Annotated in this window: 19 protein-coding genes; 3 read left to right on the top strand and 16 right to left on the bottom strand. The window is 72.2% G+C overall.

Annotated features, from left to right (window positions below):
• Positions 1 to 7 precede the first annotated feature (7 nt).
• The 5 genes from ACFY1E_RS01915 to ACFY1E_RS01895 all read right to left on the bottom strand — a co-directional run bounded on the left by ACFY1E_RS01915 (position 8) and on the right by ACFY1E_RS01895 (position 6,133).
• Positions 8 to 1,669 (bottom strand): trypsin-like peptidase domain-containing protein, encoded by a 1,662-nt coding sequence (locus ACFY1E_RS01915; protein WP_389070225.1) that lies wholly within the window; start codon positions 1,667 to 1,669, stop codon positions 8 to 10.
• A complete protein-coding gene (locus ACFY1E_RS01910) occupies positions 1,666 to 2,037 on the bottom strand; it encodes a CU044_2847 family protein (RefSeq protein ID WP_389071589.1) in 372 nt (123 codons plus the stop codon). The genes ACFY1E_RS01915 and ACFY1E_RS01910 overlap by 4 nt, the downstream gene beginning before the upstream one ends.
• A gap of 101 nt (positions 2,038 to 2,138) precedes the next feature.
• Positions 2,139 to 3,569 carry a carboxyl transferase domain-containing protein gene (locus tag ACFY1E_RS01905; RefSeq protein WP_389070224.1) on the bottom strand — a complete coding sequence of 477 codons (1,431 nt, stop codon included), beginning with the start codon at positions 3,567 to 3,569 and terminating at the stop codon, positions 2,139 to 2,141.
• Complete coding sequence (locus ACFY1E_RS01900; protein ID WP_389070221.1) at positions 3,562 to 5,007, bottom strand: acyl-CoA synthetase; 1,446 nt, start codon at positions 5,005 to 5,007, stop codon at positions 3,562 to 3,564. Before ACFY1E_RS01900 ends, ACFY1E_RS01905 begins: the two co-directional genes overlap by 8 nt.
• Positions 5,008 to 5,077: 70 nt before the next feature.
• Entirely contained in the window at positions 5,078 to 6,133 is a 1,056-nt protein-coding gene (locus ACFY1E_RS01895; protein WP_389070219.1) for a MerR family transcriptional regulator, read from the bottom strand.
• A gap of 141 nt (positions 6,134 to 6,274) precedes the next feature.
• Here ACFY1E_RS01895 and ACFY1E_RS01890 point away from each other — a divergent pair, with 141 nt between their 5' ends.
• Positions 6,275 to 7,150 (top strand): RimK family alpha-L-glutamate ligase, encoded by an 876-nt coding sequence (locus ACFY1E_RS01890; protein ID WP_389071587.1) that lies wholly within the window; start codon positions 6,275 to 6,277, stop codon positions 7,148 to 7,150.
• Here the strand turns inward: ACFY1E_RS01890 and ACFY1E_RS01885 are convergent.
• From ACFY1E_RS01885 to ACFY1E_RS01840, 10 genes are all read right to left on the bottom strand, one after another.
• Complete coding sequence (locus ACFY1E_RS01885) at positions 7,113 to 7,733, bottom strand: hypothetical protein (protein WP_389070216.1); 621 nt, start codon at positions 7,731 to 7,733, stop codon at positions 7,113 to 7,115. The two genes, ACFY1E_RS01890 and ACFY1E_RS01885, sit on opposite strands and share 38 nt — an antisense overlap.
• A complete protein-coding gene (locus tag ACFY1E_RS01880; RefSeq protein ID WP_389071584.1) occupies positions 7,618 to 8,538 on the bottom strand; it encodes an FkbM family methyltransferase in 921 nt (306 codons plus the stop codon). Before ACFY1E_RS01880 ends, ACFY1E_RS01885 begins: the two co-directional genes overlap by 116 nt.
• Before the next feature lie 2 nt (positions 8,539 to 8,540).
• Positions 8,541 to 8,765: a Trm112 family protein gene (locus tag ACFY1E_RS01875; RefSeq protein WP_389070214.1), complete on the bottom strand. Its 225-nt coding sequence runs from the start codon at positions 8,763 to 8,765 to the stop codon at positions 8,541 to 8,543.
• Positions 8,762 to 9,682: a hypothetical protein gene (locus ACFY1E_RS01870; RefSeq protein WP_389071582.1), complete on the bottom strand. Its 921-nt coding sequence runs from the start codon at positions 9,680 to 9,682 to the stop codon at positions 8,762 to 8,764. Before ACFY1E_RS01870 ends, ACFY1E_RS01875 begins: the two co-directional genes overlap by 4 nt.
• Positions 9,683 to 9,706: 24 nt before the next feature.
• The gene (locus ACFY1E_RS01865) at positions 9,707 to 10,456 is read right to left on the bottom strand and encodes a methyltransferase domain-containing protein (RefSeq protein ID WP_389070211.1); all 750 of its coding nucleotides are present in this window, start codon (positions 10,454 to 10,456) and stop codon (positions 9,707 to 9,709) included.
• Entirely contained in the window at positions 10,453 to 11,919 is a 1,467-nt protein-coding gene (locus tag ACFY1E_RS01860; RefSeq protein WP_389070209.1) for a condensation protein, read from the bottom strand. The genes ACFY1E_RS01865 and ACFY1E_RS01860 overlap by 4 nt, the downstream gene beginning before the upstream one ends.
• Positions 11,916 to 16,313 carry an alpha-(1->3)-arabinofuranosyltransferase family protein gene (locus ACFY1E_RS01855; protein WP_389070206.1) on the bottom strand — a complete coding sequence of 1,466 codons (4,398 nt, stop codon included), beginning with the start codon at positions 16,311 to 16,313 and terminating at the stop codon, positions 11,916 to 11,918. Before ACFY1E_RS01855 ends, ACFY1E_RS01860 begins: the two co-directional genes overlap by 4 nt.
• A complete protein-coding gene (locus ACFY1E_RS01850; RefSeq protein ID WP_389071579.1) occupies positions 16,310 to 17,134 on the bottom strand; it encodes a class I SAM-dependent methyltransferase in 825 nt (274 codons plus the stop codon). Before ACFY1E_RS01850 ends, ACFY1E_RS01855 begins: the two co-directional genes overlap by 4 nt.
• Before the next feature lie 5 nt (positions 17,135 to 17,139).
• A complete protein-coding gene (locus ACFY1E_RS01845) occupies positions 17,140 to 18,291 on the bottom strand; it encodes a glycosyltransferase family 4 protein (RefSeq protein WP_389070204.1) in 1,152 nt (383 codons plus the stop codon).
• A 194-nt stretch (positions 18,292 to 18,485) separates the two neighbouring features.
• A complete protein-coding gene (locus ACFY1E_RS01840) occupies positions 18,486 to 19,472 on the bottom strand; it encodes a DUF3068 domain-containing protein (protein ID WP_389070202.1) in 987 nt (328 codons plus the stop codon).
• 199 nt (positions 19,473 to 19,671) lie between these two features.
• Here ACFY1E_RS01840 and ACFY1E_RS01835 point away from each other — a divergent pair, with 199 nt between their 5' ends.
• Complete coding sequence (locus ACFY1E_RS01835) at positions 19,672 to 19,824, top strand: hypothetical protein (protein ID WP_389070201.1); 153 nt, start codon at positions 19,672 to 19,674, stop codon at positions 19,822 to 19,824.
• A 3-nt stretch (positions 19,825 to 19,827) separates the two neighbouring features.
• Complete coding sequence (locus ACFY1E_RS01830; RefSeq protein ID WP_389070198.1) at positions 19,828 to 21,072, top strand: helix-turn-helix domain-containing protein; 1,245 nt, start codon at positions 19,828 to 19,830, stop codon at positions 21,070 to 21,072.
• Here the strand turns inward: ACFY1E_RS01830 and ACFY1E_RS01825 are convergent.
• Positions 21,069 to 22,118, bottom strand: coding sequence for an NAD-dependent epimerase/dehydratase family protein (locus ACFY1E_RS01825; RefSeq protein ID WP_389070196.1), 1,050 nt, complete (start codon positions 22,116 to 22,118; stop codon positions 21,069 to 21,071). The genes ACFY1E_RS01830 and ACFY1E_RS01825 overlap by 4 nt on opposite strands.
• Between the last annotated feature and the right edge of the window lie 166 nt (positions 22,119 to 22,284).

The raw sequence follows: 22,284 nt of genomic DNA, 5'->3' as shown, positions 1-22,284 counted from the left end.
GGGCGGCTCAGGCGACGGGCGAGTGGAGGCTGGCGGCGGGCTCGGGGAAGCAGCGCGGATCGTCCCAGAGAAGTTGTACGTCCCTCGCCCAGTGCTGCTCCGGGTCCTCGTCCGCCTCCGCGGTCTCGCGCAACTCCCTTATGCGAGAGGGGAGTTCGACAGGCGGGATGCCGGCGACCGAGGCGGCGAGCTCGTCGAGGAAGGCGGTACCGGTGCAGGGGGCGTCGTGCCGGGAGTCGGCGCAACCCGTCCGCGGCCACAGCAGCACCGGGACGGGCGTGTTGAGGCCGATCTCGAAGTGGCGCCGGGCGGTGGCGGGCGGGAAGCCGAAGCCGGCCAGCTCGGCGTCGTCGTCCCGCAGCCGCTTGCGCAGGCTCGGCGGTTGCTCCGGGGTACCGCACTCGACGCGGTGCAGCCGCGCCCCCGCACAGGCGTCCAGCTTCTGCCACTTCTTCGCCAGCCGGTGGCGCAGGCCTCCGCTGCGGTACCGGGCCCGGTCCACCACGACGAGGGGATAGGCACAGCCCAGCGGTGTGGAGTCGTCGGCACCGCACTCCCACTGCGCCACCGGCTCGTTGAGCCACTCCCGGGGCAGCACGAACGTGATCAGCTCGTCCGCGTCCGGGGCGAGCTGGGTGAACGCCTCGTCGATGCGCTCCTGCACATAGGCCCGTACGGCGGAGCGCGGCAGCCGGTGCGAACCCACCCGCCGCCGCTGTCCGCCCCGGTAGGCGGACACCTCCACGGTGACCTGGTCGGCGCCCGCGCCGCTGCGGTCGAGCTCCACGAGGATCGGGGACCACGCGGAGGCGGCGGCGCCGCCGTCCGGCGCGTCGAGGAGCTCCGCGAGCCGGTCGGCGAGCCGGGTCGCCGCCTCGGGGTCGGGCACCTCCCACTGCACATACCCGGCCGCGTCCCACAGCGAGCCGAAGCCGCCCTCGGGCAGCGGCGGCCCGAAAGGGCCCACGGCGTCGACGTACAGCCGGTCCGGGGCGCAGTCCGCGCCCTCGGCCACCGCCCGCCGCACCAGCGTGTACAGCCGCTTCATCGCATCGGGCCGGTGTTCGGGCGTGGGGACCAGTTCGCCGAGCTCGGGCCAGTAGCGGGCCATCACCTGGGTGGGCAGCATCCGGCCCACCCGTACGTCCCTCGCCCCCGCGATCGCCGAGACCATGCCGACGACCCGGCCGTCCCCCAGGGTCACAGCCGCCCCGCTGAACCCGGCGGCGAGCGGCTGCCCGTGCGCGGTCGCGGCCTCCAGCTGCACCCACTCGCCGGCGATCAGCGTGCTCGACACGGCCCGGTACTGGGCGAGCGTGCCCTCGTCGTACCCGGCCGGGAAGCCGTAGGCCTCCAGCAGCGGCGAGGGCACGCCGTGCTCGGTGCCAGGCGGGGCGAACTCGGCCGGAGCCAGCGGAACTTCACGGTCCAGCTCCAGTACGGCCAGGTCGCCCGGGTCGGCCGCGGCGCCCTGCCAGCCGCCGTGCACGGCCACCGTGGCGGACAGCGTGCCGAGCTCCATGCGCTGCGGGAACGACACCGTCACGGCCGCAGCACCGCTCTGCCTGACGACATGGGCGCACGTCAGCACCCGCCGGGCGGAGACGAGGAAACCCGCGCCGACCTCGTTCCCGCACTCGATACGGGCGTGCCAGGCAGCTGTGCTCATGACCGGCCGGAGTCCGCGGAAGCCGACTGCGGCGGCTCCGGAACGGGCCGGGACCGCTCCGGTGACCAGCTGAGCTTCACCACCAGATGCCCCTCCGCGGCGCCCTTCGCGATGACCGCGCCGGTTTCCGCGCTGAGCTTCACCCCGAACTCGAGCTCCACGGTGTCGGGCTTCAGCGAGCCGTCCCGGAACACCCTCAGTGCCGACTCGGCCGCCGCCCGCACCCCGTCCAGGGCCCCCTCGAAGGTCCGCGCGGCCAGGACGGGACTGCCGCCGCGGGAGACGAGCCGGGCGCCGGTCTCGCTCTCCACGCCTTCCACGACGACCCGGGCACCGTCCTCGGTCCTGAACTCCATCAACCCGTCCATGGCTGCCGCTCGCTCCCCCGTGTGCTGTGTGACCTCGCCGAACTTCATTGTTGCCGACGGTGCTTGGCGGTGTCCCGGGTTCTGCTGGGACGGGCTGCCGGTCAGGGCCCGACGATGCCCCGGATCACCCCCAGCTCCACCAGGTCCTGTGGCCGGATGCGCAGCTGGTCGGCCGTGGCTTCGACCTCCTCGGCCGGCCGCTTGAGGATCGCGGCCGCGAGCTCCGGTGCGATCACCGAGAAGTAACTGTCCGGCGTGGCCCAGGTGTTGCCCGCCGCGGCCAGTGCCAGTGCACCGCCGGAGCCGCCCTCGCCGATGACCAGGGTGGTGACCGGGACGCGGGCGGCCGCGACCGCGCCGAACAGCTCCGCGATCGCGGCACCCGCGCCCTGCCGTTCCGCCTCCGCGTCGTTGGCCGCGCCCGGTGTGTCCACGAGGGTCAGCACCGGGATGCCGAGGCGGTCCGCGAGCCGGACCAGGCGGGTGGCCGTGCGGTAGCCCGCGGGGCGGGTGGGGGTGCCGGTTTGGGCGGCGTAGGCAATGGTGCGGCCCGCGTGCTCGCCGAAGCCGCAGAGGATGCCCGCTGTGTCGGTGCCGCCGGAGCGGTCGCCGTGGATCGCTGCGCGGTCGGTGAAGTAGGCGTCCAAGTAGGCGTGGGCACGGGGGCGTCGGGGGGAGCGGGCCTGTTGGACTGCGTCCCAGCCGGTGGTGGGCAGCTTCTCAGTACCGAGGGCGGACGGGAGCGGCGCTGCTCGGGGTGCCACGTTGGGGCGTATGGCGTCTGCGGCGCCGTTGTGGCTGGTCGCGCCCCGCGGCGGAGCCGCTGATTGATGCAGCCCCGCGCCCCTTTGGGGCGCGGACAGCAGCCGTAGCCACAACCCCAGCGTCTCCCGCAGCTCCGCCGGAGGCACCACCGCATCCACCGCCCCCGCCGCCAGCTGCGCCTCCGCCGTGTACGCCGTCGGGTCCGCGTCCGGGGGCCGGACGCGGGAGCCCGCGAAGCCCACCTGTGCTCCCGGCAGGGCGAGGATCACGTCTGCGCCCGCGCCGAGGGTGGCCCAGCCGCCGCCCGTTGTGGGGTCCCTGAGGACGGCGATCTGGGGGAGGCCGGCCTCGCGGGTGAGTGCCGACTGGCGGGCCACGCGCTGGAGTTGGGTGAGGGCGAGCATGCCCTCCTGCATACGGCTGCCGCCCGTGGCGACCAGCGGCACGACCGGGAGGCGGTGTGCACGGGCGTGCCCGTAGGCGGCCTCCAGGCGGTCGCCGGTCCGCTCGCCGAGCGAGCCGCCGAGGAAGCCGAACTCGAAGGCGATCAGCACCGCCTGCGTGCCCGCGACCCGGGCCGTGCCGCACACGACCGACTCGGTCTCGCCGGTGCGTTCGACCGCACGGGCGCGCGAGGCGTCGTAGCCCTGCCAGGCGAGGGGGCCGTCCGGCCTGGACTCCCTTGCCGGGTACGGGAGTTCGGTGAAGGTCGCGGGGTCGGTGACGAGCGCGAGTATCTCGCGGGCGGAGAGGCGGGGCTCAGGCATGGCGCAGTGCCCGCTTCATGATCTTCCCCATGTCGTTGCGGGGCAGGCTCTCCAGGTAGTGGACCACGCGTGGACGCTTGTGAGGGGCGAGGCGGCCCGCCACATGGTCCGCCAACTCCTCGGCGCCGGGCGGAGATTGGGGGTCCGCCGGCACCACCCATGCCACGATCCGCTCGCCCAGATCCGCATCCGGTTCCCCGGTGACCGCCGCCTCGCGCACTCCCTCATGCTCCAGCAACGCGTTCTCGATCTCACCGGCCCCGATCTTGTAACCCCCGCTCTTGATCAGGTCGGTGGCCTTGCGGCCGACAATCCGGACATAGCCGTCGGACTCGCGGACGGCCATGTCGCCCGTCCGGAAGAACCCGTCGGCGGTGAACGCGGCGGCCGTGGCGTCGGGCCGGTTCAGGTACTCGGTGAACAGGTTCGGGCCGCGCACCTGGATCTCGCCGACGCTCTCACCGTCGTACGACGTGATCGCCGTCCCGTCCTCCTCCACCAGCCGCAGCTCGACGCCCGGCAGCGGCACGCCGACCGTGCCCGCGCGCGGCTCGCCGTCCGCCCGCACGCTGGTGTTCATGAGGGTCTCCGTCATGCCGTACCGCTCGATGACCCGCCGTCCGGTGGCGGCCGCGATGCGCTCGTGGTCGTGGACCGGGAGGGCGGCGGACCCGGAGACCAGCAGCCGCGCCCGTCCGAGAGCCTTCGCCAGCTCCGGCTCCTCGGACAGGGCCCCGGCGATCCGGTGGTACATCGTCGGCACCCCGAACAGCATGGTCGCGCCCTCGTTCAGCTCGCGGGCCACGCCCTCCGTGCTGAACCGCCCCAGGTGGCGGACGGAGCCGCCGCGCCTGAGCGGGCCGAGGACGCCCAGCACCAGCCCGTGCACATGGAACAGCGGCAGCCCGTGCACGAGCACGTCGTCGCCGGTCCACTGCCAGGCGTCGGCGAGCGCGTCCAGCGTGGTGGCGATCGCCCGGCGCGGCAGGACGGCACCCTTGGGCGGGCCGGTGGTGCCGGAGGTGTAGACGATCAGGGCGGGGTCCTCGTCGTCGATCACCACGGCGAGGGCAGTGCTCCCGGTACCGGTCACGGCGACATCGATACGCTCCAAGTCCCTTACGGGTTTCGGCAGTTCGTCACCGGGAGCCGCGAGCACCACGCCGGGCGCACTGTCGGACAGGATGTGCGCGAGCTCCTTCTCGCCCGACTTCGGGTTCAGCGGTACGGCGGCCGCCCCCGCCCGCAGCGCCGCCACCACGGCCACCGCGGTCTCCAGCGCCGGCGTGGCCCAGACCGCGACCCGTCCGCCGTGCGGGAGCCGGGCCGCCAGGGCATCCGTCGCGGCGGCGAGCCCGGCGTACGTCAGGGACCGGTCGCCGAAGCGCAGAGCCACCCGCTCGCTCGGGCTCTCCAGGGCGGGAAAGAGAGAGGACACGCGATGCACTCCATCCGTCAGGGCAGGAACGACACCCCCGTTCCTACACCAGCCGCCCCGCCGGCGACGATCAGGAGGGCTCCCGCACCACGTCCGCCACCACACAGCTCACGTTGTCCGGACCCCCGGCCTCGTTCGCCGCGTCCACCAGGGCGCTGACGGCCACGTCCGGGGCGCCGGTGGAGAGAAGCTCTCGTATACGGGCGTCGGGGAGCACGGTGGGCAGGCCGTCGGAGCACAGGAGGTAGCGGTCGCCGGGGGCGGCGTCGTGCAGGCGCAGGTCCGGGGTGCCGGTGCCGAGGGCCTTGAGCAGGAGGGTGCGCTGCGGATGGGCCGTGGCCTCCTCCTCGGTCAGGCGGCCCTCGTCGATCAGCGACTGGACCACCGTGTGGTCGTGGGTGATACGGAACAGCTCCCCGTCGCGCAGCAGATAGGCGCGGGAGTCGCCGATGTGGACGAGGGCGAGGCGGGAGCCCGTCCAGAGCAGGGCGGTGAGGGTCGTGCCGTTGGCGTCGGGGTCGTCCGTCGCGTCCCGGACGGCCTCGGTCGCGCCCTGCACGGCGTCCTCCAGGAGGTTGAGCACACTGCCCGCCGGCACCTCCTGAGTGTCCAGGAACCTGAGCGCCTCGACGGCCGCGCTGCTCGCCGGTGCACCGGCCGGCCCGAACCCGTCGGCGACGGCGAGCAGCCGGGCGCCCGCATAGGCCGTGTCCTGGTTGGCGGGCCGCACCCGGCCGCGGTCGGAGTGGGCGAAGTAACGCAGTTCCAGCATGGTGGTGTCCTTCCTGGTTTCTTCCGTCAGGTGATCCACGAGGAACGCGGCGAGATCCCGCCGTACCGCCGTCTCGGCCTCCACCCGCGCCCAGTACGCGCGGATCTCCCGGGCGGCGGCCTCCGGTTCGAGAGCGCACACCTCCCGGATCCGGGCCAGCGGCATGCCCAGCCGCCGCAGCCACGCCACCAGCCGGGCCTGCTCCAGCTGCCCGAGGGCGTAGTAGCGGTAGCCGGTGTGCGGATCGACCCGGGCGGGGCGCAGCAGCTCCAGCTCGTCGTAGAGGCGAAGAGCCTTCGGCGAGAGCCTGCAGGCCCGTGCGAACGCACCGATCGTGAGCATGTCCCTGCGCATCCGGCAGTCCTCCCCGTGTTCCTGTCACCGATGCTGCGGCTTCACCGAAGGGGAAGGTCAATCCGGTTGCTTCGGTTGCGGGGACCATGGTTAGCCTTCGAAACGATCGACCGCCGTATGACGTACGAACTGGAGTCCGCCGTGCCCCGAGTCGCACTCGCCACCTACGACCCCGGCGCGCAGCCGAGCAAGGACCGCGACCTGCCCGTGCTGGTGCGGGCTCTGCGGGACGCCGGGGCCGAGGCCGTCGCCGTCCCGTGGGACGACCCCGACACCGACTGGAGCGGCTTCGACCTCGTCGTCATCCGGTCCACGTGGGACTACAGCTGGCGGGCGGAGGAATTCGTGGCGTGGGCCGAGAAGTGCGCCGCGGTCACCCGGCTGGCCAACCCGGCCGAGGTCGTGCGCTGGAACACCGACAAGCGCTACCTGGGGGACCTGGCGGCGGCGGGCGTACCGGTGGTCCCCACCCGCTACCTCGCACCCGGGGACGCCCCCGACCTCCCCGACGACCACGAGTACGTCATCAAGCCGACCTCCGGCGCGGGCGCCCGGTACGCCGCCCGCTACACGCCGGACGACCACGACACGGCCGTACGACACCTCGCGCGCATGCACGAGGAGGGGCTGACCGCGATCGTCCAGCCGTATCTCTCCGGCATCGACGTCAGCGGCGAGCGGGCCCTGCAGTTCTTCGGCGGCCGCTTCCTGCACGCCGGCCGCAAGGGCGCCGTACTGGCCCCGGGCACGGCCTACGACGCCGCCAAGGTGGCCCACCCGGACCTGGTCCCGTGGACCCCGACTCCGGCCGAACTCGCGGTCGCCGAGCGCGCGTTGGCCGCCGTACCGGATGCCCCCGAGCTGCTGTACGCGCGCGTGGACCTGGTCGACGGGGCGGACGGGGAGCCGCGGCTGATGGAGCTGGAGCTGGTCGAGCCGAATCTGTTCCTCGGTCTGCATCCGGGGTCGGTGGCGCCGGTCAGGGACGCGATTCTGGCGACGGCGACCGGTCGCTGACCGCCACCCGCTGCAGCAGCCCCCAGGTGAACTCGGCGGCCACCTCCCGCCGCACCCCCTGCCCGTCCGGTGCCGTGAACGCCAGCCCCCACCGGGTGGGCGCCGTGCCCTCCAGGGGCCGGGCGGGGGCGAAGGCGCGGGCGACCTCGTCGACCGTGCAGGACCACGGAGTGAGGTCGTCGAGGGTCTTCAGAACCGGTCCTTCGGCTCCCGGGGCGCGGATCAGCCATTCGTTCCAGACGGCGCCGTTCGGGGCGAGGAGGACCTCGAAGCGGAGGCCCGGCCAGAGGGGGACGGGCCAGAGCAGGGCCTCGCAGTCCAGGTCGCCGACCTTGCGGGTGATCGTCGACTCGGGGGCGCCCAGGATCGAGCGGTAGCGCGAGACGGCCGCGCGGGAACGCGGGGAGTGCAGCATCGCCTGCCAGCGCTTGTTGGCCTCCCTCATGTCGGCGATGGAGACGCCCAGCTCACGACGGGCGTCCTCCACCAGAGCCGGGTTGTGGTCGGCCATGCGGCGCAGCAGGACCAGCTGGAAGTCGAGGGGCGTGAAGGGGTGGCTGGCGGGGCGCTTGGCTGACGGCATGGGAACCATGGTGGCCCACCGCGTCGGCGCCCGGACGGCGGCCGTCCGGGAGGAAGAGGACCGAGTTGACGTAGCGCGGGTGCTTGCGGAAGGGCAGGACGCGGCCCAGCAGACCCTGGGCGACGACGTGCGAGACGGTTGCCTGATGGGCCTCCAGGGGGAAGCGGGACAGCGGGATCCAGGTGTCGCCGGGCAGCACCCAGCCCTCGTAGCGGAGGAGGGAGAGGTAGGTGACGACCGGGGTGATCGGCTGGATCCGGGACTCCAGCTCGACGAAGAGGGCCGGGCGGTCCCGGGCCAGCAGGCCCGTGGCGCCGCGCAGCACCGCGAGCTCGTTGCCGTCCACGTCGATCTTGATGAAGCCGACGTCCCGCAGGCCGAGTTCGTCGAGGGTGACACAGGGGACGTGCAGGGCCCGGGCATGGATGTCCCGGCGGACCAGCGAGGACACGCCCCGGTCGCCCGCGTCGTCCGGCGGGAGCCAGAGGCGGGCCGTGCCGGGGCGGTCGGAGGCGGCGGCCTGGACGACACGGACGTTCGGCGGGGCGCCGGAGGTGAGGAGGCGGGCCAGATGGGGGACCGGTTCGACGGTCACCACCTGGCGGGCGCGGTCGGCCAGGCGCCGGGTCCAGGGGCCGTACCAGCCGCCCACGTCCACGGCGGTGCCGCAGCCGGGCGGGCACAGGTCGGCGAGCCGGGCCAGCTCGGGCTCGAAGCGCGGGTAGACCGCCCGGGCGGCTGCGGCCACCACACGGACGGGCAGGAGCGGGGCCAGCCGGGCGGCCAGGGTGCGGGGCGGGGTCACGGTCACTGCGCCATCCGCTTCAGCAAGGCCTCGTGCTCGTCGTCCGACACCTGCTCCCCGGACGACGGCAGCAGCTGTGGGATGCCGTCGACGATCGGGTAACGGCGGTGCAGGCGCGGGTTGTACAGGGCCTCGGGCACGGCCTGGCCGTCCGGCCTCACGAGGTGCAGCGGGCCCTTGTCGAGCGGGCACGCCAGGATCCGCAGCAGCGGGTCGTCGGGGTTCATGGAGGGGTCAACTCCTTGGTGGCGATGGGAGGTGGGGGAGGCGTCCCAGGTGCGGGCTGGTCGTGTTTGGGCATGGCCAGCAGGACGGAGACGGCGAGGACCGTGCCCGCAAGACGCAGGGCGAGCCGCACCGGGTCGTGCGGGAGCGCCTCGCCGAAGGAGAGGGTGCCGAGTACGGCCGTGTAGAGACAGGTCACCGTCGTGCACACCGGCACGATCAGCGAGGCCCGGCAGCGCTGCAGCGCGGCCTGCGACATCACCAGGCCGAACGCGCCGGTGAAGAGCAGGAGATACGGGTACGGGGACTTGAGCAGACCGACCACCGCACCGCCCAGCCCGCTCGACGTCAGGTAGCTCGACACGCCCTTGATGGCGAGCGAGCTGACCCCGTACAGCAGGCCGACGGCCACCCCGTACTCCACGCCCGTGGTCGGAGCGCGGTGGCGGTGGCGGGTGCGTCGCTCCGCGGCGCCGTACAGCCACACACCGCCCGCCAGCGACGGTACGCACACCAGCAGGATCAGCTGGTACGGGGCGCTGCGGCTGACCGTGTCCGAGCCCTCCTTGAGGGAGAGCACGACCATCAGCAGCGCGGCGAGGATCGCACCGAGCGCATACCGTTCCCGCCCGGTCGTCTCCTCGCCCAGCAGCCGGGCGGAGAGCAGGACGAGCAGCACCAGACCGGAGACGAAGATGCCCTGGGCGGCGGCGATCGGCAGCGTCCGGTACACGACGAGCTGCGCGCCGAAACCGGAGGCGAGGGCGAGGGAACCGCCGATCCACAGCGGGCTGCCCAGCACCAGTCTCAGCAGCCGGGCGGGGTTGCGGATGGTCACCTCGGGCAGCGCGGTGAGCGCCCGTTTCTCCAGGACGAAACCGAGGCTGTACAGGGTGTTCGCCAGCAGCGCCGCGGCCACTCCCCACCACATGACGTGCCCCCTCTACGTCTTTGTCCTGCGCGCGTGCAGCAGAAGGATCGAGGCGAGCGAGGGTCTGGAGCAGGCCAGCCGGTCGAGGGGGCGCAGGGACCGGGGCACGCCGTGGAAGGGGGCGCCCTTGACGTCCACGATCTCGAAGCCGGACGCGGCCACGAACTCCCGCAGCGCGCGGGCGGTGTACAGCCGCAGGTGTCCCACGACCTCCGTGCCCGGGCGGCCGTGGATCGCCCGCAGGCTGACCTCGGAGAAGACGGGCTGTACGCCGGCCAGCAGCAGGGCGCGGTTGTACCAGGCGGCCAGGTTCGGGGTGGAGAGCATCAGGTGGCCGCCCGGGCGCAGGATGCGGTGGATCTCGTCGAGGGCGGCGTCCGGGTCGACCAGGTGCTCGATCACCTCGCTGAACAGCACGGCGTCGGCGGAGGCGGTCCTGAAGGGCAGCCCTCCGTCGGTGAGTTCGCCGCGGATGGCGTACGACAGGTGGGTGCGGGCCCGTTTCAGTGCGTCCTGGGACCAGTCGACGCCGATGATGCGGTGGCCGGTCAGCAGCGGGGCCGCGGTGGCGGCCGCGGTGCCGTCGCCGCAGCCGATGTCGAGGATGGTGCGGGGGGTGCCCGTGGCCGCCGGGCCGAGGGCGGCGGCCAGCATCCGGGCCTGGCGGAGGCTGCGGGGCGTGCCGGAGGCGACCGGGACGGCGGGATCCTCGTAGAAGTCACGCAGCTCGGGGCGGTGCACGGGGGCGGTGGTCGCGTTCACGGGGTCACCTCCGTGGAGTGCAGATAGTGCTCGAACAGATCGCGGAGGTGCGCGCCGTCGCCGTGGCTGAGCAGGGCGCGGGACCAGCGCAGGGCGAGGTGGAGGCGGCCCGCGGTGGAGGCGGTGGTGACGGTGAGCCCGCGGGGCATACGGGCCGGCGCCGAGAACCAGACCGCGTGCGCGCGGCCCGCCTCCTCGCCGAAGTCCAGGGGGTACGGGATGCGGCCGATGTTGCTGAGGAGCGTGGTCGACGTCCAGGGGGCGGCTGCTCTGCGCAGGCCCCGGGTGAGGGCGGCGCGCCAGGCCACGGGCGTGACGGGGGCGGTGAGGAGGGCTGCGCCGTGGCCCAGTTGGGGGCGGGGGAGGGATTTGAGGGCGCGGGTGCGGGTTGCCGTGCGGCGCAGCAGGGCGGGCATGGCGGCGGGGTCGTGGGCGGCCAACTCCTCCGGGGCGAAGGGGACTTCGACCAGACGGGTGCCGTTGCCTATCGGCATGGTGGCGTCTCGGGGGCGGTCGTCCACGGGCATGGTGATGCGGAGGGGGCGGGGGGGTGCGCCGTGTTCTCTGTTCCAGTGGGCGATGGTGAGGGCTGTGGTGACCATGAGCTGGTCGTTCACCGTGTACGGGGAGCCCTTGGGCCGGTGGGGGAGGGGGAGCTCGGTGACGAGCATGCCGTTGCCGGGGGAGGGTTCGGGGGTGCCTTGGGCCACCCTGGCGGGTGGGGACCAGTTGGACGGGGTCTCCATGGGGTCCTGGGGGGTGGTGTCGGGGGTGCGGGTGGGGGGTGGGGCCGGGGAGTTGTCCTTGCCGCTGTAGATCTCGGCCGCGGTGGCCAGGACTCGGAGGCAGGCGGGGCCGTCCAGGGCCGTGTGGTTGATGGTGAGGAAGAGGACGGTGCCGGTGCCTTGTGCGGTGCCGGTGTTGTTGCCGGAGGGCGGGTTCGCTGGCCCGCGCATGCGGGGTGCCGCGTTCCTTGGGTCGGGAGCCGCCCCAGCGGCACGATTGCCCGCAGCTACGCCGACCGAGTCCGACGCCTCGCTGCCCTCGGCCGGACCGGCGTCCTCCACCACTTCCAGCCGTATCGGCGGTGACAACGTCAGCGGTGGTGCCGTCGTCAGGGCTCGGGTTCGGGCGTCCCGTAACGCGGACGGGCCCGGCCGCAGGAAGGTCACCACCTCCGTGTCCGGTTCCTCCGTCAGCTCCCACTCGTAGCGGCGCCGGTACCAGTGGCCGGCGGCCTCGCGCATCAGGATGCGGGGGTGGCGGCGCAGTGCTTCCGCGAAGGCCGCGCGCAGGCGGTCGCGGTCCAGGGGGCCCGGTAGGTGGACCTCGATGTGGACCGTTTCCGGTTCCTCCTCCTGGAGGCAGTGCCGGGCGACCTCGTCGACGACGGGGAAGGGGATGCGGGCCGGTGGTCGGGCCGGCGGGCCCTCGGCGCGGGCGGGGTGTTCGAGTGCGGTCACGTGGGTTCGTCCCTCCCCGTAGGCGCTTGCGGCTGCTCGGGCGGAGTCGGCCGGAACTTCGGTTTGCGGAACTGGATCCGGGCGGTCGGCGGGTCGGGATCGGGTCCGCCGGGGCCGCGGGCCGAGACGGTCGGCCCGGCGTCGGGGCGGGGAAGAGGTGCGGGGGCAGCGGTCTCGCCCTCCGGTACCGGTCCGGTCTCGCCGCGGCGCCGCTGCGGCAGGGGACGGGTCGGTGCCTCCGAGCCCGTTACCGGCGGCAGCACCGCCGTGGACCCCGGTCCCTCGTCGGGCTCCCGTACGCTCACCACACCGGCGAACAGCCCGATCAGCGCGAGCAGTTGGGCCGTGTGGCCGAAGGCGCCCTCGCCTGCTCCCACGGGTTCCCCGGCCCCCGTGGCCGCCGCGATACCGGCCCCCGCGAGGGCGACGAACGCGACCGGCACGAGCAGCGCGTGCCGCCGGTAGGCCAGTAGCGCCAGCGCCGGCACCAGCAGGGCGATCCATCCGGCGATCAGCACGCCCACCACCGTCAGGGCCACCGTGCCGAGCCACAGCCCGGGGAGCGGCGGTACCGGCTGCGGCGGGTCGGGGTTCGGCGAGCGGCGGCGCCAGACCACCAGCCCGACCAGGACCGCCAGGCCCACCGCCCCGCCGATCAGCCCGCCCTGGTAGGCCGTCGCGGGCTCGTACGACAGCTTGACGGTGCCGCCCGCCCCGGCCGGGATCCGCCAGCCCTGCTGCCAGCCGTCGAGGCGGACCGGGGTCAGCTCCTTGCCGCCCAGGGTGGCCTTCCAGCCGTCGTTGTAGTTCTCGTACGTCGTCAGATACGTGGCCGCCCCGGAGCCGACCGTCACCTCGCGGCGGTCGCCCAGCCAGTCCCGTATCGTCAACTGGCGCTCCACGGCGGTGGGTTCGGTGACCGTGCCGCGGGTCAGCGTCACATCGGTGAGGGTGAGCGGTCCGGCGTCCCCGGCCTCGACGCGGTGCGTACCGGCTGCCAGCTCCACCTCGCCGTCCTTACGGCCCTGCTGACAGAGCGCCACGTCAACCGTCCGGCGCTCCGTCAGGTCCCGTACCGTCCCCTTCGCGCTGGTCTGGTACAGCTTGCCGTCCACCGCGACGTCCGGCCCCTGCCCGCACGGCAGCGAGAAGGGGCGGGAGTCGCTGGGCTGCGGGGTGCGGTACTGGTCGAGTGCCGGGATGTACGCCTCGCTCAGGCCCACCGGGAGCTGCAGGTCCTCGTCGGCGACGGGGTTGTGCAGGGTCAGGGGTGCCGTCCGGGTGATGGTGATGTCCAGGTGGTCGGTGGTGATCGGGTCGAAGCGGGTCACGCCGTTCTCGTCGACGCCGGCGATGGTCGCGCCGTCGGGGGAGCTGATGTCCACCTGGGTGGGACGGGTGGACAGGCCGGCCGCGGGCGCCAGCACGATCTCGCCCACCGGCTGTTTGCCGCTCCAGCTCAGATGGATCGTCGGCCGGTCGCCCGCGATCCACGCCGTGGTCAGATCGCCGTCGGTGAGGTTGCGCGCCGACAGACCCGCGCCGAGGGCCGCCGTGGAGTCGGCGGTGGCGACGATGCGGTTCTGCTGGTCGGGGGTGACCTGGTACAGCAGCTTGTCCAGCGCCTCGCCGCTGACCGGCACCGCGCCCGCCTTCACCTCGTACGTCCCTGCCGTGGCCGTGGTGAAGCGCCGGTGCAGGCCCGCCTCGGTGCCGGTCGCGGAGAGGCCGGTGGGGTCGGGGGTGCGGTGCAGGGAGATCAGGGTGGCGGCGGCGTCGGAGTCGTCCGCGTCCGTGGGCAGCCGCAGCAGCCGGGTCACCTGGACGTGCGGGAGGGCGATCTCGGAGAAGCCCGCCCCCGTCAGACCCGAGCGGCGCTGCACCGAGTCGACGATCGTCAGCTTCATCCAACTGGTCGTGCCCGCCGGTGCCTTGATGCTCTGCGTCTGGCCGTTCGGCCGCAGGAAACCGGTCCTGGCCCCTTTCTCGGTCTCCACGCGCACCTTCGTCGCCGCCGACCGCACGCTCTCCTGCGGCAGCGGGGTCACCTTGAACGAGGACGGCATGTCGTACGAGCCGGTGAAGCCGATGCGCAGCCACTGCCCGTCCGCCGAGCCGGGTGCGCCTTCCGCCCAGGCCGTGTCCGGGTTGCCGTCGAAGGCGTTCACCGGGTCGTACTGCGGAAGGTGGAAGAGCCAGTTGCCGCTGGAGGACGCCGTCACCGAGCGGGCGCCGCGCAGCTGGGCCACCGTCTGGTGGTCGAGCCCCTTGGTCGGCAGGATCTGGTGCGGTTGCTTCCCGGCGTCCTGTACGGCGTCCGGCGCGTTCCGCTCGGAACTGGTGTACGTGTACGAGGTGTTGCCGCTGACCAGCCCGAACCGCGTGTCCGCGCGCCGCAGTCCGTCGCCCACCACCTGGAGCGGCGGGGAGCCTATCCCCGGGTGGTTGTCACCGGTCAGCACGGTCGCACGGCCGCGCAGTTCGGAGGCGAGCGGCAGCAGGGCCTCGGGCCCGCCGGAGACGACCGCGGTGTCGGAGACGGGCAGCAGGTGGGCCTGGCCCGGTCGCGGGACGTCCTTGTCCGTGGGCTCGTAGATCTCGACCGCCCGTTGCCGCGGGTAGAGCCCTTCCACCTGCAGCGGCGCATCATGGGCGATCCGGCCACCGGTCATGACCGGTCCGAACCCGGTCACCCTCGCATACCCCGACTGCTCCAGGGTCCGCTTCACCGTCGTGGTCGGCACGGAGCCGATCTGGTCGGGGTCGAGGTCGTTGCGTACGACGACGTAGTAGATCCCCGCCCGGCTCAGGTAGTCGGCAAGCCCCGGAACGTCACTCCCGGAGGCCAGCGCGTCCTCCACCGCGTCCATGGCGCGCCGGTTGCCGGGGGTTCCGAAGGGGACGTAATCCCTTTGCGCCCAGCGGGACTTGGCGAGGACGTCGAGGGGCTGGTCGATGGGGGAGCCCCAGGTGTAGATGCCGTGCGAGGTGGCCGGGACGACGAGGGCACGGGAGTCGGGGGAGTACTTCTCCAGCCAATCTGCCGTGGTCTTCCAGTACTTGGGAAGCTCCTGGAAGGACCCCGGGTTGAGGATCGAGCCGTTGAGGTACGGCCACAGCAGACCCGGCAGGATCAGCACCGCAGCGATCAGCGGGGCGAACCGGCGCCCGCGCACCGGCCGGGCACCCCGCGGCTCGGCCGCGATCCCCACCACGTGCGCGAGCCCCAGCACCAGCGCCAGAGCCGGCCCCGTCTGGAACTTGTAGATGTTCCGGAAGGGGACGAGCCCGCCGTTCAGCCAGTCCTGCACGACCCCGTGGAAGGGTGCGCCGAACGCGCCGCCGTACCCGGCGAGCAGCACCAGCACCGTGGAGATCACGGTCAGCACCAGCCACCGCCGCTCCGGCATGTCCCGTCTCGCGAGCCCCGCGAGACCGAGCCCCGCGGCGAGCGCCGAACACACGACGACGACCACCGACGCGGCGACCGTCCACCCGGCCGGCAGCCAGGCCTGCCCGAAGTGCAGATACGCGACCCAGTTGCCGGCCCCGCGCAGGGCCTCCGTCGCCGACATGGTGGCCGTCGTGGTCTGCGAGGTCTCCACGTACGGAAGGAAGTTCTCGCCGTAGACCCCGAGCATGAGCAGCGGTATCCACCACCAGGCGGTCGCCACGATCACCCCCGGCACCCACCAGGCGATCAGCTTGCGCTGCCGTGGCCCGGACGGGCGGGAGAGCAGGTACAGCCCGACCGGCAGCAGCGAGGCCAGGGTGGAGGCGCCGTTGACGCCGCCCATGAAGGGGACGACCAGGGCCGAGCGCAGGGCGGCGATGCGGGCGCTGTACCGCTCGTTCGTCAGCGGCAGCAGCACCCAGGGCAGAAAGGCACCGGGCAGCGCGGCCGCGGACGTCGACCCGACGACGATGGTGAAGACGGGCCACAGCGCATACGCGACCCCCGCGAGCAGCCGCGACCCACTGCTGCCCACCCGCAAGCGCTCGGCCAGCCGCAGCGCCCCCCAGAAGGCGACGGACACGATCAGCGACAACCACAGCCGCTCCGCCAGCCACACGGGCAGACCGATCGCGTGGCACAGCCAGTAGAACGGCAGCATCGGCCACAGATAGCCGGCGTACTGGTCCTGGATGCCCCCGAAGTTGCCCTGGTCGTGCCAGAGCTGCCCCAGACCGGAGAAGAAGGCACCCGGGTCGACGGTCACACCCAGCTTGGTGTCGAAGGTCTGCCGCCCCGGGTGCACCACCAGGAACAGCAGCAACGCCACGGCCCAGAACCCCACCAGCCAGCGCCGCGACCGCGGGCCCTCCGGCGGGCCCGAGGTGGCCGCGGTGGTGTGGACGGCTGCCGGAGGAGGGGCCTGGACCGTGGTCGTCATGGGGGACACCGCCGGAGGATGAGGAGAAGGTTCCAGGTGGCCACCTCACGTATCCCGGGCGCTTTCACGACGGTCTCCGCGAGGAAGGGCCAGTAGCGGGAGCGCGCCGAGACGACCGTGACGTCGTCGCGGGCGCGCACCTGCCGCAGGGTGGCGCCGATGTGCACGGCGAAGAGGTTCTCGCCGAGAGTGTGCTTGGCGGGCTTTCCGGTACGCCGCCGGTAGCGGGCGCGGGCCCGCTCGGCACCGAAGTAGTGCCACGGCGCCCACTCGTGACCGCCCCACGGGGACAGCCAGTTGGTGAACGACACATAGATCAGCCCACCGGGCCGCGTCACCCGGGCGAGTTCGCTGAGGAACGTCTGCGGATCGGCGACATGCTCCAGCACATTGGAGGAGAAGGTCACGTCCGCGACACCGTCCCGCAGGGGCAACAGGTACCCGTCGGCGATCACGGCCCCGTCGGGCGGTTTTTCGCCGAGTTCCTGTACGTCGGGCTCGAAGAGGTAGGCATGGGCGCCCCGCCTCCGGAACTCCTCGGTGAAGTACCCGCCACCGCCGCCGACGTCGACGACGGTACGGCCGTCGACGGGACCGTCGTAGGCCTCGACTTGATCGGCGGCGTCGCGGGCCAGCAGTTCGTAGCAGCTCTCCGGGTCGTCTTGCTCGTGCCGGAAGGCACGGAAGAGGGCGAGGGAGCGCCGAAAGGACGGATCTTTGAATCCGCCGGGTACTGGAGCGCCCCAATAGGGGCGCGGGGAACTGCGCGACCAGCCACGACGATCCCGCAGTCGCGAACCGACACGCCCCGCGCGGCGCATAGGCGTCACGACGCCCAGCCCCGCAGGGCTTCCGCAGCCACCGCCCGAAACTGTCTCACCGTCCGGTGCCACCGATACCGCGCCGCCCGGTCACGGGCAGCCTTGCCCATCAGCTCCCGTCGATGCCCGGACAGTGCAAGGGCACACCACGCAGCCGCAAACGAAGACTCCCCGTGCGCCAGCACACCGGTCTCCCCGTCCACGACGGAATCCCGCAGCCCGGGCACATCAAAGGCAATGGTCGGCGTCTCCCGAGTCGCAGCCTCGGTGACGACCAGCCCCCACCCCTCCACGGCGGAGGGATGCAGCAACAACCAGGCCGCACACAACAGCCGATGCTTCTCCGCCTCGGAGACATGGCCCACGAACTCCACGCCGGGCCCGGCAAGCTGCTCAAGCCGCCCTCGCTCGGGCCCGTCGCCGACGATCACCAGCCGGCCCCCGGTCACGGGCCGCACCCGCTCCCAGAGTCTCAGCAGCAGATCGATCCGCTTGTACTCGACGAGTCTGCCCACCGCCACGAACAGCGGCTCGGCCGACCGGTCGGCACGCGGCCCGGGCTCCTCCACGCCGTTGTGCACGACCCGGATCCGGTCCCGCGAGACACCGATCCCCCGCAGGGCATGCGCGGTCGAGGGAGAGACCGCGACCAGCAGGCTGCGATGCTGCGCACCGGTCAGCGCCCACTGCTCGAGTCTTCGGCCGATCCGCGCGGCCGGCGCGAGGGGCCCGCCGAACCGCATCTTCCACAGATCGGTGTGCACGTGGTTGACCAGGCACACAGTGGGCCCGCGGTGCCAGTAGGGCGCGAGGTACGGCATCCCGTTGCAGACCTCGACCAGCAGATCGGTCTCGCCGACCTGACGGGCGAAGGCGGAACGGGCACGCAGGTAGTGGCCGAACTCGCCGCCGGCCGACACGACCCGGTAGTCCCGGAAGGCCGCGGGACCCCCGCAGATCAGGGTCACCTGGTGGCCGAGGCCGGTCAGGCCCTCGGCGAGCCGGTCGACCAGCAGCTCCGAGCCGCCGGCCGCCGGATTGTCGAGATCACGGTGGGCGAGGAAAACGATTCGGCGCGGTTGTGGGGGGAGCGCCGAGGGGTGCTGCGGAGGCCAGGGGTGCGTGGCGCGCAGCGGGGAAGGCACGTGCTGGGGCATGGGTGCTCCAACTCGTCTCAGGGTGCGGAACTCAGCAGTGGCTTTCCGGACTTGCTGTGGGGGGACTGAGCTCTTCATGGGCGGGGGGTGTGGACACGTTGTGCTTGGGTGGGGTTGGACAGTTTTCGCCCAGCCGTTCGCCACGGCTACTCACCGGGGTGACAAATTTCCGCCTTATTAGAACTGACGTCATGTCACATCGTGAGCTGAGCCTGTGAAGTCCGGGGCGTATCGGGTGAATCGGGACGCTTCCATCCTCGTATCACCAAAACCGCACCCACCACCGCCAGTACGAATCCGGCCACAGCGGCGGTAATCGGCAACGTCTGCCCCACCATGAGCAGCTGACCGCTCTCCTTTTTGGCCAGCTTCACCTGGTCCTTCTGGGTGGCGGTGGTGAACGCCAGTTTCCGGCTGTCCAGCAGCACCACCGCGTCCTTCTTGGTGCCCGGCGCCCGCAGGGTGCGCCGCGGGCCGACCTGGGCGTAGAGCACCCGGCCGGTGCGCTGGTCGACGACCAGCTCGATACCGTGGTTGGAGTACCACTCCTCGGCCAGGACCTGCGGTTTGTTCTTCTGCCCGACGATGGTGCCCGGGACCAGCCGGGTCCCGATCTTCGCCGGAGCGACGGTGCCGGTGAAGCGATAACCGCGGTATCCCTGGATCTTCTTGGTGCCGGAGTAATGCAGAGTGACGGTCGAACCCAGTGAGTTGTCCCACCACTGGTACGACTTCCGGCGCACGTCGAAGGGGAACTTCAGATACGCGTCGCCCTCGAAGTACGGGTTCTCCTTGCAGCAGTGCACCGGCTGGTTGGTGTGACGGTTCGTCACCCAGCGGTTGAGGAAGAACTCCAGCGCGTCGTGCGGATCGGCGGCCGGCAGCGACTTGTCCGTGTCGACCGTCGTCGTCACGTCCCACACCGCCCGCCCGCTCTTCTCGCTGTCCGCGACATTGCCGCGCACCTGCTGGGTGACCGTGATCCGCTTGTCGTGGACCGTCTGGATCTGGTCGGTGTCGAAGTAGCTTCCGGTGCCTCTGTAGACCGCGGTGATGTCGATGTCGATCGGGTTCACGGCGGCCCGCGGTTCGACGTACCAGGCCAGCATCGGCGCCAGGACCAGCAAGAACGTGCCCAGTCCCAGCAGGATCAGCGAAAGGGGGGAGGCTGTACGGCGCATCCGGACACTCCAGGGGGAGGGATGACGGAGTTGGGGCCGCTCCGGCCCGCGACGCCGGACTGGCGGGAAGACGGGGCCTTGGGCCGGGAACCGTAGGCTGCTCTTGACGGGGTGTCAATGCTTGTCGAGACTGGGGCCGACAGGCAGGGGTGGGGGCACCGGGGTGGGACGACCTCCGGACAGAGAGGCTGACCCTGCGATGTCCAGACTGCTCGCTGCCCTTCTCACCGTCGTGGCCGCCGCCGCACTCGCCGTGGGCGCCGCGCTCGGCATCGTCGCGCTGCTCGAGGCGACGCCCGCCCAGCCCAACACCCCCTTGATCACGTACGAGCAAGCCGGGCAAGGGAGTTGACCTGTGACGCCCGCCCACTCACCGGCCGTCACCACCCGCTCGGCCTGGCACGACGTCCCCCGTCTCCAGGTCCGCCGGTTCGCCGCCCTCGCCATGGCCGAGGCGCCCGCGCTCGCCGAGGAGATCCTGCGCGAGATCCGCCGCGAGTACCCGCACCTGCCCGTCGTCCTCGACGAGTCGGGCGAGCCGATGGCCCTGGTCGGCATCCGCCGCGCGATCGAGGTCTTCGTCCAGCACCTGGAGCAGTCGGAGGGCCGCCCGACGGTCCCGCCGGGCGTCTTCCAGGAGTTCGGCCGCGGGGAGGGCCTGCACGGCCGCTCACTCGACTCCCTGCAGGCGATCTACCGGATGGGCGTACGGCTTGCCTGGCGCCGTTTCGCCGAGATCGGGCAGCGGGTCGAGATCCCGCCGCCCGCGATGTACGAACTCGTCGACGCCGGTTACGAGTACCTGGACGGCCTGGTCGACCAGTCGGTGCGCGGCTATGCGGAGGCGGCGGCGAGGCAGGCCGGGGAGCGGCTGAGGCTCCAGCGGCGGTTGATGGAACTGCTGCTCGCCGAGCACCACCGGGGCGACCCGGCCGACGCGCTGACCGAACGGGCCGCCCGGGTCGGCTGGACGCTGCCGCGCAAGGTCGCGGTCGGCGTGCTGCTGCGCCCGGCCCGCGAGGCGGTCGCGCCCGCCGTGGGGCAGGGCGTGCTGCTCGACATGGAGTACGAGCAGCCCCGCATGGTCGTGCCGGAACCCGACGCGGCCGGCCGGCCCGAACTGCTGCACCGGGCGCTGACCGGCTGGTCCGGGGCGATCGGGCCGCCCGTACCGCTGTCCGACGCGGGGAAGTCGCTGCGCTGGGCCGAGGCGGCCGTACATCTGATGGAACGGGGGCTGCTGCCCGCCGGGGACGTCCTGTACTGCACGGAACACACCGAGGCCCTGGTCCTGCTCCAGCCCGAGGAACTCATCGACGACCTGGCGCTGCGCTGTCTGGCCCCGCTCACCCACTGCGGCCCGGCACACGGGCGCAGGCTTGCTGAAACGTTACTGGCGTGGCTGGAGACACGGGGCGGGGCCCCGGAGGTGGCCGCCCGGCTGGGCGTCCACCCCCAGACCGTCCGCTACCGCCTCCGCCAGATCCGTGAGCTGTGGGGCGACGAGATCGACGACCCGGACCGCCGCTTCGAGCTGGAACTGGTGCTCAGGGCGCAGCGGTTGAGGGGGGTGCTCGGGGAGGCGGGGGCCCGCGGCTAGGACCTTTGCGCGCGCCAGGCCTCGTAATGATCCAGCACGGTCCCCTCGATCGGCCGGTAGGAGATGCCCAGCTCCCGGACGCTTCGGCTGTTGTCGACCTCGAACCGGATGCCGAGATGCCCCCGGATGTAGTCCTGGGTGAGTCCGAAGGCGGGCCCGAGGACACGGACGGGCCAGTGCGGAAGGCGGGTCCGCGGCAGCCGCAGATCCATCGGATACCGGGTACGGATGATGCGCGCCATGTCGTGGAACGACGTCATGGTCTCGGCGGCGAGGATGTAACGCCCCTGCGCGTCGGGCTTCTCGGCGGCGGCGATGTGCGCGTCGGCCACGTCCCTCACATCGACCGTGGTGAAGCTGAAGTCGGGGGCGCCGTAGAAGAAGTACCCCTTGAAGAGTTCGTCGAGGAGGAAGAGGCTGCCGGACTCGGAGGCGGGCGTGAGGGAGGGCCCGAGCACCAGCCCCGGATTGACGGCGACCATCCGCCACCGCGACTGCCCCTTCGCCGCCTCCCAGGCGGCCTGCTCCGCGACGGTCTTGGCGTAGTGGTACGGATTGTTCTCAACGGTGCTGGTGGTGTTGAAGTACGCCTCCGTCAGGACCTGCCCCTCCATGTGGCGTACGTCCGCGTAGTCGCCGAATATCGCGCCGACGGTGGAGGTGAAGACGAGCCTGCGGACGCTGGGCGTCCGCTCGATGCTCGCGATCACATTCCGCGTACCCACGAGGGCGGGCTCGACCATGTCCCGCTGCCCGTCCTTGATCTTCTCCGGCATGAGGAAGGGCGAGGCCACGTGAAAGACGACCTCGCATCCCTTCATCGCCTCGTCGAAGGCCCCGTCGACGAGCAGATCGGCCTCGAAGATCTCCAGCCGGCCGGGAAACCGGTCCTGCAGCTTCTTCAGCGGTGCCACCTTCGCCGTGTTCGCGGCGCTGCGGACGGTGGTCCGCACGCGATGACCGCGCTCCAGCAGCCGCCCCACCAGATGACAACCGACGAACCCACTGCCTCCGGTCACGAGGACGTCCACGCGCACTCCGATCATCTTCGTCAGCCGAGGGGAGCTGAGGGGAATTGGTTTGTCCGGCCGAGGCGAATGCTACGAGCCTGGTTCGACTCGGTTCGGCGGAACCTCGGTACCGCCTGACCCACCTGGTCCGCGCAGAACCATTGCCCGGGCAAACGCACTATGCGTAGCCTGTGTTCGTCAT

The sequence above is a fragment of the Streptomyces sp. NPDC001604 genome (genome assembly GCF_042893475.1).
GTDB lineage: Bacteria > Actinomycetota > Actinomycetes > Streptomycetales > Streptomycetaceae > Streptomyces.
Note: the sequence above shows the minus strand (reverse complement) of the source record. Positions and strands in the feature narration are given on the sequence as shown.